Origin of the sequence: Rhizobium sp. BK650 (assembly GCF_014195325.1) — a bacterium.
Taxonomy (GTDB): Bacteria; Pseudomonadota; Alphaproteobacteria; order Rhizobiales; family Rhizobiaceae; genus Rhizobium.
In genome coordinates, this window is sequence record NZ_JACIBK010000001.1 from 387,431 (window position 1) to 404,076 (window position 16,646).

The following is a 16,646-nucleotide window of genomic DNA, read 5'->3' on the forward strand; positions in this document are numbered from 1 at the left end:
GCTTACTCAGCCGCATTGCGCAGGCGGCTTTCGATCAGCAAGCCGCTTTCGTCGAGGATTGGGTGCGCCACTGAAACAATGTGAGCATTAATACGCTTGAGGTCGCGCAGCATATCAAGATGGAGCGAGCTCGTCTGCAAGCTGTCGGCGCGTCCGTCACGCAGGCGCTCCAGATGCCGCTCTGCCGACTGCTTCTCCATGCGGCGAACTTCGACCTTCACTTCCATCATCTGCCGGGCGAGGTTGAAATCGCGGGTGACGAGGATCGTCTGGGCGACGCGCAGGTTGTCGATCGTCAGATCGAACAGCTTCCGCAATTCGCTATAACCGTCTTCGGAGAATTTCAGACCCAGCGAAACCTTTTTGCCGACCTGCTCCAGCAAGCCTTTTTCGATAATATCGCCAATATGCTCGAGATTGATCGCGTAATCGATGATGACAATTGAACGGCGTGCATTTTCATCGCTCAGACCGCTGCGCCCGAGCCTTGACAGATAGACTTTCACCTCCTGCTGCAGCATGTCGACGCGCTTTTCGAGCGCCGGGATCTCGGCGAGTTTGGACATGTCGTTGTGTTTGAAAGCGTCCGAGGTGCGCAGCAGCATGCGTTCGATGAGATCGCCGACGCTGAGCACCTCGCGCGTCGCACTGGCCAGCGCCATGACCGGCGTCGACAATTCCTGCAAATCGAGGAATTTCGGTCCCTGATCCGGCTGCGCATCGTCGGGCACGAGGCGGGCGGTGAAAGTGGAGAGCATCCGCGAAAAAGGCCAGGCGAGCCCAGCGAGGAGGATGTTGAAGATCAGGTGGGTATCGACCGGAAGCTTGGTCAGGCCGAAAGGCAGCATCTGCAGGAGCGGTGCGGCGTAGCCGGTAAGCGGCAGCGCAATCAGGCAACCGAGCGTGCGCACGATGAGATTGCCGAGCGTGACGCGTCGTGCCGAGGCGGGGCCGGAGAGGGTAGCGATAACGGGCGGAATCGCGCCGCCCAGGTTGGCGCCGAGGACGAGAACGATAATCAGTTCAGGCGATACGATGCCTGTTGCAGCGAGCGACAGGATCAGGACGACGACAGCAAGGCTCGATGATGAGACGAAGGCAAGCGCTGCAGACAGCGCGAGCGCAACGGGCCAAGCGTCGCCAAGCAAGCCGATGAAGGCAGCCAGCGCCGGCGAATTGCGCATCGGTTCTGTCGCGCTGCCGAGCAGATGGAGCGAGAGCAGCATCAGACCGATACCGATCAATGCCGCGCCGCCGCCATGACGGGCACTGGATTTTCCACGATAGAGCACGATGCCGGCGAGGATAAGAAGGGGCGAAAGCCATTCGATGCCGGTTGCGACTATCCAGGCGGTCACAGCAGTGCCGACATTGGCGCCGAGCAGAACGATCTGGGCCATGCGCGGCTTGATGAGATCACGCTCAACGAAAGAGGCTGTCATGAGCGCTGTTGCCGTCGAACTCTGCAGGGCTATCGTTGCCAGGAATCCGGACAGGATCGAGCGGGGCCCGGTTGCGGTGCCAGTCGCGAGCCCTGTCCGCAGGCGCGCCCCGAAGGCGCGCGTGACACCGTCCTTGACCTGCGCAAGGCCGAAGAGCAGCAGCGCAATAGCGCCGAACAGGTTGATCATGACGATCGTGGATTCCATGGAATTGTTCTTTTTCTTGCTTTTGCAGTCTCTCGTTTCTACATCTTGTAGCCGAGTAAATCTTTGGAATCTCACTGCTTGTGCAGATTTGTTGATTGCCTGGCTAAGTAATATAGAGGCCTTTGCGGCAATTCAAAGCGCGGTTTGCGACATAAAGATCACCGGGGATCGGCATGGCGCAGGTTTACGACCAAGCCGTCTGCCGCATCGCTTCCCCAACGGTCATCGCGGCGGAGACGGCAAGGTTGAGCGAACGCTGTCCTTCCACCATCGGGATCAGGATGCGGCCGTCGGCACGATCATGGACGTGATCGGGCGCACCCGCGCTTTCGCGGCCGAACAGCAGGATGTCGTCGGGACGGAAGGCGAAATCCGTGTAGCGCTGTGATGCTTTTGTCGTGGCGAGAATCAGGCGGCGACCGGTTCCGATACGCCAGTCCTCGAAGCGTTCCCAGTTGACATGGCGGGTGAGGGCGGCGGCGGCCAGATAGTCCATACCAGCGCGCTTCAGGCTTCGATCAGATATATCGAAGCCAGCGGGCTCGATGATATCGACCGCAAAGCCCAGGCAGGCGGCGAGGCGCAGGATTGTTCCGGTATTGCCGGGAATATCGGGTTGATAGAGCGCCAGTCTGAGATCTGTCATCAGAGTTGTCCGTTGCCGTGATGCGAAATTGGCCTACCCGAACTGTGATTTTGAGGCAACAAGACGCTTTTTGACTATTCAATAGTCACTTTCTGCTTTGGAGGGGCTAGAAATTCAGGCATTTTCGCGTTATTGGTGCATATCTTCAATCGCCAACAGGGAGCGCCGACATGGATATTTTTGTGCTGATGCGCCTCCCGCGCGTAATGCCACGCTTGGCGATCTGGCGCGCGTAAGCGCTTTTTCTTTCCCCATTGCCCATTTGAATAATTGCGCGGCCGTCATGGCCTCGCCCCTTGAGCCTCCGGTTCCCATATGTGCTTGCATGCGCCCTCGGGTGCGAAGCCGGGGCCGGAACGCGGACGTTCCGGAGCGATTTTCATGTTTGGCTGGTTTGAACAGCGACTTAACCCCTTTCCGAGCGAGGAGCCGGTTGCGCCGCCGAAGGGTCTTTTTGCCTTCTGCTGGCACTACACGAAGCCCGCAGCGGGTTGGCTCGCGCTCATGGCCTTTCTCACGGCCCTGATCGCCGTTGGCGAAGTTGCTCTTTTCCGGTTTCTCGGCGATATCGTCGACTGGCTGACGAACGCCGACCGCGCGACTTTTCTGCAAAATGAAGGTCATAAGCTTGTCTGGATGGGCGCTCTGGTGCTGATCGGTCTGCCGCTTATTGCCGGTCTCGATTCCCTCATCATGCACCAGATGATGCTCGGAAATTATCCGATGATCGCTCGCTGGCAGATGCACCGCTTCCTGCTGCGCCACAGCATGACCTTCTTTGCCAACGAGTTCGCCGGTCGCGTTGCTACCAAGGTCATGCAGACGTCGCTTGCCGTACGTGAAACGGTCATGAAAATCCTCGACGTCTTCGTCTATGTCGTGACCTATTTCCTGTCGATGATCGTCATCATCGCGGCTGCCGACTGGCGCCTGATGCTGCCGATCCTCGTCTGGCTCGGCGTTTATGTCAGCATCGTCGCCTATTTCGTGCCGCGGCTTCGCAAGATTGCGGCACAGCAGGCGGATGCGCGCTCGCTGATGACAGGCCGCGTGGTGGACAGTTACACGAATATCGCCACCGTAAAGCTGTTTTCTCACGCTGGCCGCGAAGAGGTCTATGCAAAGGAAAGTATGGACGGATTCCTGGATACGGTGCACCAGCAGATGCGCAAGGTCACGCTCTTCCACATGAGCGTCTACCTGAACAACTGCATCTCGCTGTTCATCATCTCCAGCTTGTCCATCTATCTATGGCTGAACGGCACGATCTCGGTCGGTGCGATCTCCATCGCCATCGGTCTTGCGATGCGCGTCAACGGCATGTCGCAATGGATCATGTGGGAAGTCTCGGCGCTCTTCGAAAACATCGGCACCGTCTATGACGGCATGGAGATGATGTCGAAGCAGCACGATATCGTCGATAAGCCCGGTGCAGCCCAGCTGACGGCGAAGAAGGGGGCGATCCATTACGAACGCATCGGCTTCCACTACGGCAAGGGCAAAGGCGTCGTTGACAACCTGTCGCTCGATATCAAGGCCGGTGAAAAGGTCGGTCTGGTCGGACGCTCCGGCGCCGGCAAGACGACGCTGATGAACCTGCTCCTGCGCTTCTATGATCTGGAGTCGGGGCGTATCACCATCGACGGCCAGGATATATCCGAGGTGTCGCAGGATAGCCTCCGTGCGCTGATCGGCGTGGTGACGCAGGATACGTCGCTGCTGCATCGCTCGATCCGCGACAACATCGCCTATGGACGCCCCGACGCGACCGACGAGGAGGTGATCGAAGCGGCAAGGCGGGCAAATGCTTGGGAGTTTATCGAAGGGCTTGTCGACATGCAGGGTCGCAAGGGGCTCGACGCGCAGGTCGGTGAGCGCGGAGTAAAGCTCTCCGGTGGCCAGCGTCAGCGTATCGCGATCGCCCGCGTCTTCCTGAAGGACGCGCCGATCCTGGTGCTCGACGAGGCGACATCGGCGCTCGATTCCGAAGTGGAAGCGGCGATCCAGGAGAACCTTTTTGCGCTAATGGAGGGCAAGACGGTCATCGCGATCGCCCATCGCCTGTCGACGCTGACCGAGATGGACCGGCTTATCGTGCTCGACAAGGGCCGCATCATCGAAAGCGGCACGCATAGCGAACTGGTGAGCCATGGTGGTATCTATGCCGACCTTTGGAACCGCCAGTCCGGTGGCTTCCTTGCCGATCACGAGGAAGAGGCCGAGGTCGCAGCGCAGTAAAAAAGACAGCCCTTCCCGCGTAAGTGGGGAGGGCTGTCTTTTATTTATTTGAAACGTGAATCTGCAGTTTAGAGCGTGCGGACGCGATCGGCGCAGAGGCTGTCGGCCCAGTCGATGACGCGATGATGTTCCACCACCATGATGGAGTTCGAGATGAGCGATTGCAGCGTGAAGATGCGCTGCCGCTCCTCGCGATCGATCCAATCTGCTATGGCTTCCGCCACGATCCTGTCGCGCGGCACGTCCAGCGCATCCGCAAGGGCATCGAGCTTTTCAGCAAGGGGAAGCGGAAGATGCGCATTGAGCGTTTTCGTTTCCATATCCGCGGTCTCCGGTAAGGCGCGATCATGGCATGAGATCGTGCTCGCTTCTACCCATATCAATAAAGATGACGCCGATATTACCGATCATTACCAAAATATAAGCTTTTGCCGGTGCCGTATTCTCTTTGCCGCACTTCTGAACGGGCCTATATCGCGGTGATGCTGCTTGCTCCGATCCTTCGCCTGTTCGAAACCTGGATAGATCCCTTCCGCGCCCGCGATAATCTCCAGCCGCCGCGCAATACATTCGGATTCATCTGGTTCTATATCGGCCAGGCCAAGTGGCCGTTTATTGCCATGCTGGTGCTCGGCGGCTTGTCGGCTGCAATCGAAGCGGCACTCTTTTGGTTCGTCGGACGGCTCGTCGACATTCTCGCAACCATCAAGCCCGGTACCGGCTGGAGTACGCTTCTTGCCTCTCATGGCAGCGAACTTTTCAGCATGCTGGCGCTGATCGGCATTGTCCGCTTCGTCGTGGCCTTCCTGATCGCGCTGATCGACCAGCAGGTCATCACGCCGGGTTTCTACAATCTTGCGCGTTGGCAGTCCTATCTGCATGTGTCGCGTCAGTCGCTCACCTTTTTCCAGAGTGATTTTTCCGGCCGTATCGTCACCAAAGTCTGGTCGGCGGGGCAGGCGACGGGCGATCTCGTGACATCGCTGATGGAAAGCGTCTGGTTCGTCGGCATTTATGCAGTCACCACCCTTGTTCTGGTCGGGAAGCTCGATTTCTCGCTGGCGGCGGTGGTTCTCTTCTGGCTGGCAGCTTTCAGCGTGCTTGCCCGTTATTTCGTGCCGCGCATTCGATATCACTCGCGTGAAACTGCAGAAGCGGCGTCGCTGCTCAATGGCCGCATCGTCGATGCCTACAGCAATATTCAGACGCTGAAGCTCTTTGCCCGCGACGAAGAGAGCGACCGCTACATGCTCGGCGGCTTCAGTGCTTATCAGGAGACCGTCCTGCGGTTCACGCGCTTCATTACCGGCGTGCGTGCGTCCATGGCGCTACTGTCAGGCCTGATGATCGTCACTATGGCCGGCATCAGCGTCGATCTCTGGCTGCGCGGCCTCATCAGCTCGGGCGGTGTTGCTTTTTCTCTGACGCTGGTTCTGCGGCTGAACTTCCTGCTTGGGCGGCTGATGACGCAGTTCAACGGCATCATGCGTAATCTGGGTACGATTCAGAATGCGGCCGAGCTGATTTCCCAGCCGCTGCATCTCGTGAACCGCCCCGATGCGAAGGAGCTCGTCATCAAGCAGCCGGGCATCCGCTTCGAAAATGTGTCTTTCCATTACGGCAAAGAAAATGCGGTCATCGATAATTTCTCGCTGACGATCCGTCCAGGCGAAAAGGTCGGCATTATCGGCCGTTCCGGCGCCGGCAAGTCGACGCTCGTGAATCTACTTCTGCGTCTCTATGATCTCGAAGGCGGGCGCATCCTGATAGACGGGCAAGATATCGCCTCCGTCACACAGGAATCGCTGCGCATGCAGATCGGCATGGTCAGCCAGGATACATCGCTGTTGCATCGATCCGTGCGCGACAACATCCTGTTCGGCCGGCCCGACGCAGGCGAGGAACGCCTCGTCGAGGCGGCTAGGCGCGCTGAAGCCCTCGATTTCATCGAGCGCCTGCGGGACCAGCAGGGGCGGAAGGGTTTCGACGCGCATGTCGGCGAACGCGGTGTCAAGCTTTCAGGCGGCCAGCGCCAGCGCATCGCCATTGCCCGCGTGATGCTCAAGGATGCGCCGATCCTCGTCCTCGACGAGGCAACGTCGGCGCTCGACTCGGAAGTCGAAGAGGTGATCCAGTCGAACCTCAACCAAGTGATGGAAGGCAAGACGGTTCTTGCCATCGCCCATCGGCTTTCCACGATCGCGGCGCTCGACAGGCTTGTCGTGATCGACCGCGGCAAGATCATCGAGGAAGGCACGCATGATGCGCTCCTGAAGCACGGCGGGCTTTATTCCGAGCTATGGGCACGCCAGTCTGGTGGGTTCCTTGCCTCCGGCGATGACGATGCGTCCTCATTATTGGCGAACGAAATCGCTGACTAGGCCGTAGTGGTTCGAGCCGAAACTGTCGTCCAGCCGGCTCGTCGAGCGGATGAGCAGCGGCAGCCTTGCGAAAATATGGTCGATGCTGATGCCGAACGGCCCGGCGGCGACCGGCCAGGTGGTTGGTTCGGGGAAAGCCGTGGAGAGGCCGGTGCCCCGCAGAAAGTGTTGAATCGTCGGCGCGAGGATCGAGGAGTTGAAGTCTCCGGCCACCACCAGCGCGCCCGTGTGGACCTGCGTGAGGGCCGCGAGATCCTGGAGCTCGTCAGCCTGGAAATCGTCAAAATATGGCTTGGACAGATGAGGGAACAGGAAATCGACTGGCATTCCGTCGAAATCTATCGAGGCGGATACGAGCCGCTGTTTCCAAAGCTCGCCAATGTCACGGATCTCCTGCCGGCCAAAGGGACGCTTCGACAGCACAAGGGTGTCGCATGTTGCGCTCGCATCGCAGCCTATACGGTAGGGATAGAGCTGCTGAAGCCGCTGCAACTGCGCAAAGACAGGCTCGGCCTCCATGATATCGACGACATCGGCGCCTGAAGCCAGTATGGCATCGGCAATCCGCTCACCGTTTTCAAAATTGTCATTCTCGATATTGAAGGACATCAGCCGGAAAAGGCGAGGGGCTCCTTCAGTCGGCGTCCGGCCAGCGAATTCGTGTAGCATGATGATGCCGTGAATATTCAGGAAGGTTGCTACCGCCAGCATCAGAAAACCATACCAGTGCCGCTTGAAAAACAGGGCGATGACCGCACCTACGGCGCAGATGAGGCTCAGATGGAGCTGGAAGCTGTAGACGAAAGAAAGCAGCCAAAAATCGGTGACATAACGGAGCGAAACGAGGGCCAGGACAATGGTGATGAGGACACTCAATACGCAGAAAACTGTATGCCTCATCGGCGCAAATCCAAATTCGTACGGCAAACTCACCAGCGCCTAACACGACCCCCGGTTTGTTGCAATGCAGCAAAGTTGCAAGCCAGTGATTGCCTTAAAAAATTCACTGAAATTTCCCGCGACATTGTGCCCCCGTCCCCTTGCCAAGGCTGGACATAATTTGCGATCAAGCATAGAACGCGCCGGATTGGTGGGGAATCTATGGCCGAAATTTGTTCTGGTAGATTCGCCGCCTGGAGGGGCAGGGCGGAATTCCGCGACAATTGCGCAGAGGATGGTTAAGCCGTGAGCGAACACGTAACGACAAGCGAGGCTTCAGAGCCCACTCGCCGTGATTTCCTTTATCTCACCACTGGTATGGCTGGTGCAGTCGGCGCCGTTGCGGTCGCTTGGCCGTTTATCGACCAGATGCGTCCGGACGCCTCGACGCTGGCGCTGGCTTCCATCGAAGTCGATGTCGCGAGCCTCGAGCCTGGCATGTCGCTGACGGTCAAGTGGCGCGGCAAGCCGATCTTCATCCGCAATCGTACGCCGGAAGAAGTGAAGGCGGCAGCGGATGTCCAGCTATCCGATCTCAAAGATCCGATCGCTCGCAACGCAAACCTCCCTGCAGACGCTCCGGCAACGGGTGCCGACCGCTCGGGCGGCCAGGGCAAGGAAAACTGGATCGTTATGATCGGCACCTGCACCCATCTCGGCTGCGTTCCGCTTGGTCAAGCCGGTGAGTACAATGGTTGGTTCTGTCCCTGCCATGGCTCGGTCTACGACACGGCTGGCCGCATCCGTAAAGGTCCGGCGCCGCAGAACCTGGCGATTCCGACATTTTCATTTTTGTCCGATACCAAGATCAAGATCGGTTGAGGGGAGACTGATTTATGAGTGGCCATTCCAGCTACGAGCCATCAACCGGCTTGGAAAAATGGGTCGACGCGCGCCTTCCACTGCCGCGCATGATCTATGACAGCTTCGTTGCCTATCCGGTTCCGAGGAATCTGAACTACGCTTACACATTCGGCGCCATGCTCAGCGTCATGCTGATCGTGCAGATCCTGACGGGCGTCGTGCTCGCCATGCATTATGCCGCCGACACCACGATCGCCTTCAACTCCGTTGAAAAGATCATGCGTGATGTCAATCACGGCTGGCTGCTGCGCTATCTGCACGCCAACGGCGCATCCTTTTTCTTCGTCGCTGTCTATCTGCACATCGCTCGCGGCCTCTACTACGGCTCCTACAAGGCGCCGCGCGAAATTCTCTGGATTCTCGGCGTTGTCATCTACCTGCTGATGATGGCGACCGGCTTCATGGGCTACGTTTTGCCCTGGGGTCAGATGTCTTTCTGGGGCGCGACCGTCATCACCGGTTTCTTCTCGGCTTTCCCTCTGGTCGGTGAGTGGGTTCAGCAGTTCCTGCTCGGCGGCTTCGCCGTCGATCAGCCGACACTGAACCGCTTCTTCTCGCTGCATTACCTGCTGCCCTTCATGATCGCCGGCGTCGTCGTCCTGCACATCTGGGCCCTGCACGTCACCGGCCAGACGAACCCCACAGGCGTAGAGGTCAAGACCAAAACGGATACCGTTCGTTTCACGCCTTACGCAACGCTCAAGGATGCGCTCGGCGTCTCGGTCTTCCTGATCGTCTACGCCTATTTCGTCTTCTACCTGCCGAACTATCTCGGCCACGCCGATAACTACATTCCAGCCGACCCGCTGAAGACTCCGGCCCACATCGTTCCGGAATGGTACTTCCTGCCGTTCTACGCAATGCTGCGTTCGATCACCTTCAATGTTGGGCCGATCGACTCCAAGCTCGGCGGCGTCCTGGTCATGTTCGGCGCCATCATCGTGCTGTTCTTCCTGCCCTGGCTCGACACCTCGAAAGTCCGCTCGGCGGTTTATCGTCCGTGGTTCAAGCTGTTCTACTGGCTGTTCGTGATCAACGCGATCGTCCTCGGCTGGCTCGGTTCGCAGCCTGCTGAAGGTGTCTTCGTCATGATCTCGCAGTTTTGCACGCTCCTCTACTTCGCATTCTTCCTGGTCGCGATGCCGGTTCTCGGCCTAGTGGAAACACCGCGCCGTATTCCGAACTCGATTACCGAAGCGGTCCTCGAAAAGCGCAACAAGACGGCCGCGGCCAAGGCCAGTGCAGCGGCCTGAACGAGCGACGGGAAGGATAGAAATATGAAAAAGCTTGTTGCAAGCATTCTCTCGCTCGCTGTCGCAGCCAGCCTCGGCGGCATCGCGTTTGCCCAGGAAGCCGCTCCGGCCGCTCATCACGAGGAAAGTGCGACGCCGCACTATCCGCTGAAGGAGCCGAAGGAACTCGACTGGACCTTCGCAGGCCCGTTCGGCCATTACGACAAGGGTCAGCTGCAGCGCGGTTTGAAAGTCTATACGGAAGTCTGTTCCGCCTGCCACTCGATGAACCTCGTGCCCTTCCGTACGTTGGGCGATCTTGGTTATTCGGATGCGCAGATCAAGGCTTTCGCTGCGAATTACGAAGTCCAGGACGGCCCGAACGCGAGCGGCGAAATGTTCACCCGCAAGGCGGTCCCATCAGACCACTTTCCGTCGCCCTACCCGAATGCAGAAGCAGCTGCTGCCGCAAACAATGGCGCGGCTCCGCCTGACATGTCGCTGCTCGCCAAGGCACGCGAAGTCGAGCGCGGCTTCCCGCAGTTCGTCTTCGACATCTTTACCCAGTACCAGGAAAGCGGTCCGGATTATATCTACTCGCTGCTGACCGGATATGAAGAGGCGCCGGCGGGCTTCCAGGTTCCGGCAGGTGCCCACTACAATCCGTATTTTCACGCTGCCGCTGCCTTCGCCATGCCGAAGCCGCTCTCCGACGACCAGGTCACCTATGATGACGGCTCGCCGCAGACGGTCGACCAGTATGCCAAGGATGTTGCTTCGTTCCTGATGTGGGCTTCCGAACCGCACCTCGAAGCGCGCAAGCGCACTGGCTTTATGGTCATGATCTTCCTGCTGATCTTCACAGTGCTGATCTATCTGACCAAGCGGTCGGTCTATTCCCGGATTGATCACTAAGCGATCTTCATTCTCAACGAAAGGCGGCTTGTCGGCCGCCTTTTTTATTTGGTTTGGTTCGGCGCAGTTCTACTCCTTGAATCGACGCATCAGGCTTTCCGAAAATCGATTCCGATTTGCGGGCCGATGCTGTAGTGTGCCCGCGTTTCATGCCCTCGCAGATACGGATTTTCGATGAACCATACGCTTTCGGAGCTTGCGGCCAGCATCCGCTCCATTCCGGATTACCCCAAGCCCGGCATCATCTTTCGCGACATCACGACATTGCTCGGCAATCCGCGTGCCTTTCGCCGCGCGGTCGATGAGCTTGTACAGCCCTATGTTGGCCTGAAGGTCGACAAGATCGCCGGCATGGAAGCGCGAGGCTTTATCCTCGGCGGCGCGGTCGCACATCAGCTATCCTCGGGATTCGTACCGATCCGCAAGAAGGGCAAGCTGCCGCATGAGACGGTGCGCATCGCCTACAGCTTGGAATATGGCGTGGACGAGATGGAGATGCATCGCGATGCCGTCCAGCCGGGCGAGAAGGTGATCCTCGTCGACGATCTGATCGCCACGGGCGGCACCGCTGTCGGGGCGACGCAGCTTCTTCGCCAGATCGGCGCGGAGGTCGTCGGCGCCTGCTTCGTCATCGACCTGCCAGATCTCGGCGGCCGCAAGAAACTCGAGGATCTCGGCGTCGACGTGCATACTCTCGTAGAGTTTGCTGGTCACTGAGCGCGTCAATTCCAGCAGAGCCGTTCAGGCGTTTGCTGGCATTGCTTCTGTCACATCACTCGAATTCCAGCACGCTGCTTTCGAAGCGGATGATGGGAATACCGTGCTGGTTGACGCCTTCGCAGAGGATGCTGTTGATATGCCAGCCCGGCCGCGAAGCGAGCGGGCGGCCGGAGAGAAAGGTCACGGAATAGCTGACCGTCTCGTCGACAAAGACCGGCTTCAGCCATTGCAGCTTCTGGAAACCGGGCGAGGGACCGAGGTTCGGCGGTTGCAGGCCTTCGCTCTTCAGCCGGTCGATCTCCGCCATCCAGTATTTGAGGAAACATTGCATCCAAGCGGCCGTCGTATGCCATCCGGAGGCGCAGAGCCCACCAAACATCGTGTCCCGGGCCGCATCCTTGGCCGTATGGAAGCGCTGCGGATCGTATTTCCGGGCGAAGCGGAGGATCTTTTCTTCCGTGAAGACATAGGTGCCGATCTCGCTTTTCTCACCGGCGGCGTAGAGTTCGATCATCCTCATGCGCGGGCCTCAGGCCTGCCACGCATGCCGAAGATGACGGAATTTTCCGACAGGCAGATCAGTTCGCCGCGCTGATTTTCCACCTCATGGCGAAACTTGACGATGCCGAGGCCGGGACGCGAGCGGAGGGCACGCGCCTCCAGCACCGTCGAATGGCCGGAGAGCGTGTCGCCTGCCAGCACAGGTTTGCGCCACTCCATGAAGTCGACGCCGGGCGCGCCTTCGCATAGGGAATTCAACACATAGCTGTCGGCCATCATGCGCATGAACATCGCCGAGATGTGCCACCCGGAGGCGGCAAGTCCACCGAGGATGCTCGCGCGGCCGGCAATTTCATCCAGATGCATCGGCTGCGGATCGAACTCGGTAGCAAATTCGATGATTTCCGGCGCCGTTACGGCTTTCGGGCCGAGCGGAAAGCGCCGACCGGGTTGGAAATCCTCATAGGCGAGCTTTTCTGCAGGCATCAAGGCCTCCCATCATAGGCAGGCCTCATTGCTTACAATAGCATCCGCGCGGGCTCAATGATTCCGTAGGGATAAACAGCATGGCTGAACTAAGGTCGATACTCGATGAGGCGGCGCGCGAAGGACTGATCACCGCCGAGGCCGGCGAGCGGCTGGCGCCGTTCCTTGCGGCGCGTGGCGTCGTCGTCGAGCAGCGCGCCAAAGCAGATTCTGAACCAGCCTGGTCTGATACTGAAACGCCGCGCTTCGTGCGCGGCTTCCACGACGTGCTGATCACGATCGGCATCCTGATTGCGCTCGCGGGTCTCTGGGGGCTCACCTCCCTTTATGCGGTGCTGCCAGCAATCCTAGCGCTGGCGGAAATCGTCGTGAAGCGTCAGCGCCTTGCACTGCCGGCCGTCGTGCTGACGCTGGCTGTCTTTGCCTGGACTTTCCGGATGATGCTGTCACTTTATCCGTCCAATGCCGATCTATGGCTGACTGGCGAGGGTATCGACGGGTTCATCGTTGCATTCCCTGTCATTATGGGGCTTTTCTATCTGCGCTACCGTGTGCCGCTTGCCCTCGCGCTTTCGATCTTCTCCGGTCTTGCCCTTATCCTTGCGCTCGTCTTCCGCCTGCTGCAATGGGCGAGCGGCGACGATGCCTTCATCCTCAATCATGCCGCGCTCGTCTCGATCATCCTGTTTGCCTGCGCCACAGGTCTGTTCGTTGCCGCGCTCGGCTTCGATATCAGCGACAGGCTGCGCCGGACGACGCGATCGGATGTTGCCTTCTGGCTTCATCTCGTTGCGGCGCCGGCCCTGCTTTACAGCATCCGGCTATTGCTCTCACTCGATGGGGGCTGGCTGGACATCATGGATGCGAATTCCTTTAAGACGCCAGTCGTTGTCATAATCGTCGCGTTGCTGATGCTGATCGGTCTGATCATCGATCGGCGCGCCTTCGTCACGTCGGGCCTGCTGACGCTGGGACTGGCGATCTATGGGATATTCAGGCAGGGAAGTGCGACCGTCGATACTTACATCTTCGGAACGCTCGTAGTCGTCGGCGTGATCGTGCTGGTCATCGGCACCGGCTGGATGCCGCTTCGGCGCATCGTGCTGCGCGCTTTGCCGTCAACCGTCGTGGAAAGGCTGCCGCCTGCGTGAGCGACAGCAGCTTTAGTTTTTCGTTTGACGCATGTCGTTGTCGCAAAACCGCCGCACACTTTGTGCGACGCGCCTTGTGCATTACGTATTGAAGCGGAAGTGAATGACGTCGCCATCCTGGACGACATATTCCTTGCCTTCGTCGCGCGCCTTACCGGCTTCCTTGGCGCCGACTTCTCCGCCGAACTGGATATAGTCGTCATAGGCGATGGTGTTGGCGCGGATGAAGCCGCGCTCGAAATCCGAGTGGATCACACCGGCCGCCTGCGGGGCCTTGGTGCCGCGCTCGATCGTCCAGGCGCGCGTTTCCTTTGGACCGACGGTGAAATAGGTGATGAGGTGGAGCAGTTTGTAGCCGGCACGGATCAGGCGATCGAGGCCCGCTTCGTCGAGGCCGAGAGCCGAGAGGAACTCCTTGGCTTCCTCATCGGGCAGCTGGGCGACTTCTGACTCGATCGCAGCCGAGATGATCACGGTTTCGGCACCCTGTGCTTTTGCCATCGCGGCGACGGCTTCGGTATATTTGTTGCCGGTCGCCGCATCGCCTTCCGACACGTTACAAACGTAGAGAACCGGATGGGAAGTCAGGAGGTTCAGCCCCTTCAGGATGCGGATTTCTTCGGCGTCGAGCTTGGAAAGCAGGGTGCGGACGGGTTTGCCATCCTGCAGCAGGGCGAGCGAGGCTTCCATGATCGGCAGCATGGCCATGGAATCCTTATCCTTGCCGGTGGCGCGCTTGCGGGTCTGCTCGGTGCGGCGCTCAAGACTTTCGAGGTCGGCGAGCATCAGTTCGGTCTCGATCGTTTCGGCGTCGGCAACGGGATCGATGCGGCCTTCCACGTGGGTGATGTCGCCGTCCTCGAAGCAGCGCAGCACATGCACGATGGCATCGACTTCGCGGATATTGGCGAGGAACTGGTTGCCGAGGCCTTCACCTTTAGACGCACCACGCACGAGGCCGGCAATATCGACGAAGTTGATGCGGGTCGGGATGATTTCCTTCGACTTCGCAATGTCCGCAAGCTTCCGCATGCGTTCATCGGGCACGGCCACTTCGCCTGTGTTCGGTTCGATCGTGCAGAAGGGATAGTTTGCCGCCTGCGCGGCAGCCGTCTTGGTGAGCGCATTGAAGAGGGTCGATTTGCCGACATTCGGCAGGCCGACGATACCGCATTTGAAGCCCATGGCTGAAACCTGCTGTTCTCTGGAATTCCTTGGCCGTGGCTATGGGATAAAGGAGGGGAGCGGTCAAGTCTTGGAGAGCTTTTCTCGCAGCTGCCTTGCCGATAGGGCGTACCGGTCCTATTCTTATGGCGTGGGATTTCCCTTGGCATGAGGTGTCGAAATTCTGCAATCGAAAAGGTTTAGTTAGAACGAAACCCCTTCCCATGTCATCAACGGGCGGATTTCCGATGGTTGACAACGATATTGCCTTAAAACCCAAGACCAAAACGAAGCCCAAGCTGGATAAGCCAAAGCTCTACAAGGTCATTCTCGTCAATGACGATTACACACCGCGTGAGTTCGTCATCATGGTGCTGAGAGCCGTCTTCCGAATGAGCGAGGATGCCGGATATCGTGTGATGATGACGGCACACAAGCTCGGCTCTTGCGTGGTCGTGGTCTGCACCAAGGATATTGCGGAGACAAAAGCCAAGGAGGCCATCGACCTTGCCAAGGAGATGGGCTTCCCGCTGATGTTCACCACGGAGCCCGAGGAATAGCAGGCTCCCAAGCGTTTCCGGTCTATGACTGTCGGCGGATCTGGTAACCGGTCTTGTCCTGCAGGAAGCCGCAATTTTCATAGAAACGCAGCGTTGCCGGATCTTTCGATCCTGTCAGCAGCATCACTTTGTAGCAGCCGGCTTCCCAGGCTTGTGCGATCGCATGCCGGATGATTTTGCCGGCATAGCCCTGTTTGCGATGACCGGCGTGGGTGACGACGTTTTCGATCAGCGCATAGGAGGCGCCGTTGCGCGTCAGGTTGGGTATGACGATCAGCGTTACCGTCGATGCTGCGATCTCGTCGATAAAGCCGATAAAAACCGTCATGCCGGGCTGGGCCAGAATGGCAGAGAAACGGTCCTGCGCTAACTCAGGAGCAAGCTCCCGATCGGTGGAATTGATGTGCCTGTAAAGCGCGAGCAGGTTCTGCAGGTCGGCGGAGGCTGCTCGCCGGATGGTAAAATTCCCACTCGCCATCCCGCTCATTCGCTCTTGTTGCCGAACATCTTCTTCAGCATCTCGGCCATCGGCCCGGTTGCCGGGAGTTTCTGCTGGCCCTGATTGCGCGCCTGATGGATATGGGATTTTCCCGCCGGCTTCTTCTCCGGCTTCGGCTTTTCGTCTTCCGCCTTGCCGCCGAGCGCTAGCGCGATCTTGTTCATCAGCTGGGAATCTTCGTGGCGGACCAGCATCTCCGCATTGTCTGCGAGCGTATCCAGCAGAGGCTCCAGCCAGGCGCTATCGGCCTTGGCAAAGTCGCCGAGCACATGGTTATGCACGAGTTCCTTGGCGCCGGGGTGGCCGATGCCGATACGCAGCCGGCGGTATTCTCTGCCGCAGTGAGCGTCGAGCGACTTGATGCCGTTGTGGCCGCCATGGCCGCCGCCGATCTTCAGCCGCGCCTTACCAGCCGGCAGGTCGAGTTCGTCATAAATTGCCACGAGATCTGCAGGCTGCAGCTTATAGAAGCGCATGGCTTCGCCAACGGATTCGCCCGATAGATTCATGAAGGTCTGCGGCTTGATCAGCAGGACTTTCTCGCCGGCAAGCTCCCCCTCGGAGATCTCGGCTTTGAATTTCCTCGACCAGGGCGAAAAGGTGTGGCGGCGATAGATGGCATCCACCGCCATGAAGCCGACATTGTGCCGGTTGCCGGCATATTTCGCGCCGGGATTGCCGAGACCCGCGATGATCAGCAT

At 58.8% G+C, this 16,646-nt stretch carries 17 protein-coding genes; 8 read left to right on the forward strand and 9 right to left on the reverse strand.

What is annotated here, in order from left to right; genetic code table 11:
* Positions 1-2: 2 nt before the first annotated feature.
* Together FHX15_RS01870 and FHX15_RS01875 are read right to left on the reverse strand one after the other, a co-directional pair.
* Positions 3-1,649, reverse strand: a complete 1,647-nt coding sequence (locus tag FHX15_RS01870) for a Na/Pi cotransporter family protein (protein ID WP_184393165.1) — start codon at positions 1,647-1,649, stop codon at positions 3-5.
* Positions 1,650-1,833: 184 nt separating this feature from the next.
* Positions 1,834-2,295 (reverse strand): tRNA (cytidine(34)-2'-O)-methyltransferase, encoded by a 462-nt coding sequence (locus tag FHX15_RS01875; protein WP_184393166.1) that lies wholly within the window; start codon positions 2,293-2,295, stop codon positions 1,834-1,836.
* Between the two features lie 381 nt (positions 2,296-2,676).
* On the opposite strand from FHX15_RS01875, the gene FHX15_RS01880 reads away from it, so the two are divergent.
* Positions 2,677-4,533 carry an ABC transporter ATP-binding protein gene (locus tag FHX15_RS01880; protein ID WP_184393167.1) on the forward strand — a complete coding sequence of 619 codons (1,857 nt, stop codon included), beginning with the start codon at positions 2,677-2,679 and terminating at the stop codon, positions 4,531-4,533.
* A 68-nt stretch (positions 4,534-4,601) separates the two neighbouring features.
* Here FHX15_RS01880 and FHX15_RS01885 read toward each other — a convergent pair whose 3' ends face one another.
* On the reverse strand, positions 4,602-4,853 hold the full coding sequence (locus tag FHX15_RS01885; protein WP_184393169.1) for a CopG family ribbon-helix-helix protein: 252 nt from the start codon (positions 4,851-4,853) through the stop codon (positions 4,602-4,604).
* Positions 4,854-5,015: 162 nt separating this feature from the next.
* On the opposite strand from FHX15_RS01885, the gene FHX15_RS01890 reads away from it, so the two are divergent.
* Positions 5,016-6,914, forward strand: coding sequence for an ABC transporter ATP-binding protein (locus tag FHX15_RS01890; RefSeq protein ID WP_184393993.1), 1,899 nt, complete (start codon positions 5,016-5,018; stop codon positions 6,912-6,914).
* Here the strand turns inward: FHX15_RS01890 and FHX15_RS01895 are convergent.
* Positions 6,888-7,814 (reverse strand): endonuclease/exonuclease/phosphatase family protein, encoded by a 927-nt coding sequence (locus FHX15_RS01895; protein ID WP_184393171.1) that lies wholly within the window; start codon positions 7,812-7,814, stop codon positions 6,888-6,890. The genes FHX15_RS01890 and FHX15_RS01895 overlap by 27 nt on opposite strands.
* Positions 7,815-8,099: 285 nt before the next feature.
* On the opposite strand from FHX15_RS01895, the gene petA reads away from it, so the two are divergent.
* The 4 genes from petA to FHX15_RS01915 all read left to right on the forward strand — a co-directional run bounded on the left by petA (position 8,100) and on the right by FHX15_RS01915 (position 11,581).
* Positions 8,100-8,675: a ubiquinol-cytochrome c reductase iron-sulfur subunit gene (gene petA / locus FHX15_RS01900; RefSeq protein ID WP_184393174.1), complete on the forward strand. Its 576-nt coding sequence runs from the start codon at positions 8,100-8,102 to the stop codon at positions 8,673-8,675.
* Between the two features lie 14 nt (positions 8,676-8,689).
* Complete coding sequence (locus FHX15_RS01905) at positions 8,690-9,970, forward strand: cytochrome b N-terminal domain-containing protein (RefSeq protein ID WP_184393176.1); 1,281 nt, start codon at positions 8,690-8,692, stop codon at positions 9,968-9,970.
* Between the two features lie 24 nt (positions 9,971-9,994).
* Positions 9,995-10,864, forward strand: coding sequence for a cytochrome c1 (locus FHX15_RS01910; RefSeq protein ID WP_184393178.1), 870 nt, complete (start codon positions 9,995-9,997; stop codon positions 10,862-10,864).
* A gap of 174 nt (positions 10,865-11,038) precedes the next feature.
* Positions 11,039-11,581 (forward strand): adenine phosphoribosyltransferase, encoded by a 543-nt coding sequence (locus tag FHX15_RS01915; RefSeq protein ID WP_184393180.1) that lies wholly within the window; start codon positions 11,039-11,041, stop codon positions 11,579-11,581.
* A gap of 55 nt (positions 11,582-11,636) precedes the next feature.
* Here the strand turns inward: FHX15_RS01915 and FHX15_RS01920 are convergent, their stop codons facing one another.
* A complete protein-coding gene (locus FHX15_RS01920; protein WP_184393182.1) occupies positions 11,637-12,104 on the reverse strand; it encodes a MaoC/PaaZ C-terminal domain-containing protein in 468 nt (155 codons plus the stop codon).
* Positions 12,101-12,571 carry a MaoC family dehydratase gene (locus FHX15_RS01925; RefSeq protein WP_184393183.1) on the reverse strand — a complete coding sequence of 157 codons (471 nt, stop codon included), beginning with the start codon at positions 12,569-12,571 and terminating at the stop codon, positions 12,101-12,103. The genes FHX15_RS01920 and FHX15_RS01925 overlap by 4 nt, the downstream gene beginning before the upstream one ends.
* An 80-nt stretch (positions 12,572-12,651) precedes the next feature.
* On the opposite strand from FHX15_RS01925, the gene FHX15_RS01930 reads away from it, so the two are divergent.
* Positions 12,652-13,722: a hypothetical protein gene (locus FHX15_RS01930; RefSeq protein ID WP_184393186.1), complete on the forward strand. Its 1,071-nt coding sequence runs from the start codon at positions 12,652-12,654 to the stop codon at positions 13,720-13,722.
* Positions 13,723-13,803: 81 nt separating this feature from the next.
* On the opposite strand, the gene ychF is transcribed toward FHX15_RS01930, so the two are convergent.
* Positions 13,804-14,907, reverse strand: coding sequence for a redox-regulated ATPase YchF (gene ychF / locus FHX15_RS01935; RefSeq protein ID WP_184393188.1), 1,104 nt, complete (start codon positions 14,905-14,907; stop codon positions 13,804-13,806).
* A 227-nt stretch (positions 14,908-15,134) separates the two neighbouring features.
* Here ychF and clpS point away from each other — a divergent pair, with 227 nt between their 5' ends.
* Positions 15,135-15,446, forward strand: coding sequence for an ATP-dependent Clp protease adapter ClpS (gene clpS / locus FHX15_RS01940; RefSeq protein ID WP_132653646.1), 312 nt, complete (start codon positions 15,135-15,137; stop codon positions 15,444-15,446).
* A 22-nt stretch (positions 15,447-15,468) separates the two neighbouring features.
* On the opposite strand, the gene FHX15_RS01945 is transcribed toward clpS, so the two are convergent.
* Both FHX15_RS01945 and pth read right to left on the reverse strand, forming a co-directional pair.
* On the reverse strand, positions 15,469-15,933 hold the full coding sequence (locus FHX15_RS01945; protein WP_409526991.1) for an N-acetyltransferase family protein: 465 nt from the start codon (positions 15,931-15,933) through the stop codon (positions 15,469-15,471).
* Positions 15,930-16,646 (reverse strand): aminoacyl-tRNA hydrolase, encoded by a 717-nt coding sequence (gene pth, locus FHX15_RS01950; protein WP_184393192.1) that lies wholly within the window; start codon positions 16,644-16,646, stop codon positions 15,930-15,932. Before pth ends, FHX15_RS01945 begins: the two co-directional genes overlap by 4 nt.

Coding starts and splice junctions, on each gene's coding strand:
- FHX15_RS01870 (WP_184393165.1), bottom strand. CDS start 1,649: ATGGAATCCACGATCGTCATGATCAACCTGTTCGGCGCTATTGCGCTG.
- FHX15_RS01875 (WP_184393166.1), bottom strand. CDS start 2,295: ATGACAGATCTCAGACTGGCGCTCTATCAACCCGATATTCCCGGCAAT.
- FHX15_RS01880 (WP_184393167.1), top strand. CDS start 2,677: ATGTTTGGCTGGTTTGAACAGCGACTTAACCCCTTTCCGAGCGAGGAG.
- FHX15_RS01885 (WP_184393169.1), bottom strand. CDS start 4,853: ATGGAAACGAAAACGCTCAATGCGCATCTTCCGCTTCCCCTTGCTGAA.
- FHX15_RS01890 (WP_184393993.1), top strand. CDS start 5,016: ATGCTGCTTGCTCCGATCCTTCGCCTGTTCGAAACCTGGATAGATCCC.
- FHX15_RS01895 (WP_184393171.1), bottom strand. CDS start 7,814: ATGAGGCATACAGTTTTCTGCGTATTGAGTGTCCTCATCACCATTGTC.
- FHX15_RS01905 (WP_184393176.1), top strand. CDS start 8,690: ATGAGTGGCCATTCCAGCTACGAGCCATCAACCGGCTTGGAAAAATGG.
- FHX15_RS01910 (WP_184393178.1), top strand. CDS start 9,995: ATGAAAAAGCTTGTTGCAAGCATTCTCTCGCTCGCTGTCGCAGCCAGC.
- FHX15_RS01915 (WP_184393180.1), top strand. CDS start 11,039: ATGAACCATACGCTTTCGGAGCTTGCGGCCAGCATCCGCTCCATTCCG.
- FHX15_RS01920 (WP_184393182.1), bottom strand. CDS start 12,104: ATGAGGATGATCGAACTCTACGCCGCCGGTGAGAAAAGCGAGATCGGC.
- FHX15_RS01925 (WP_184393183.1), bottom strand. CDS start 12,571: ATGCCTGCAGAAAAGCTCGCCTATGAGGATTTCCAACCCGGTCGGCGC.
- FHX15_RS01930 (WP_184393186.1), top strand. CDS start 12,652: ATGGCTGAACTAAGGTCGATACTCGATGAGGCGGCGCGCGAAGGACTG.
- ychF (WP_184393188.1), bottom strand. CDS start 14,907: ATGGGCTTCAAATGCGGTATCGTCGGCCTGCCGAATGTCGGCAAATCG.
- clpS (WP_132653646.1), top strand. CDS start 15,135: ATGGTTGACAACGATATTGCCTTAAAACCCAAGACCAAAACGAAGCCC.
- FHX15_RS01945 (WP_409526991.1), bottom strand. CDS start 15,933: ATGAGCGGGATGGCGAGTGGGAATTTTACCATCCGGCGAGCAGCCTCC.
- pth (WP_184393192.1), bottom strand. CDS start 16,646: ATGCTGATCATCGCGGGTCTCGGCAATCCCGGCGCGAAATATGCCGGC.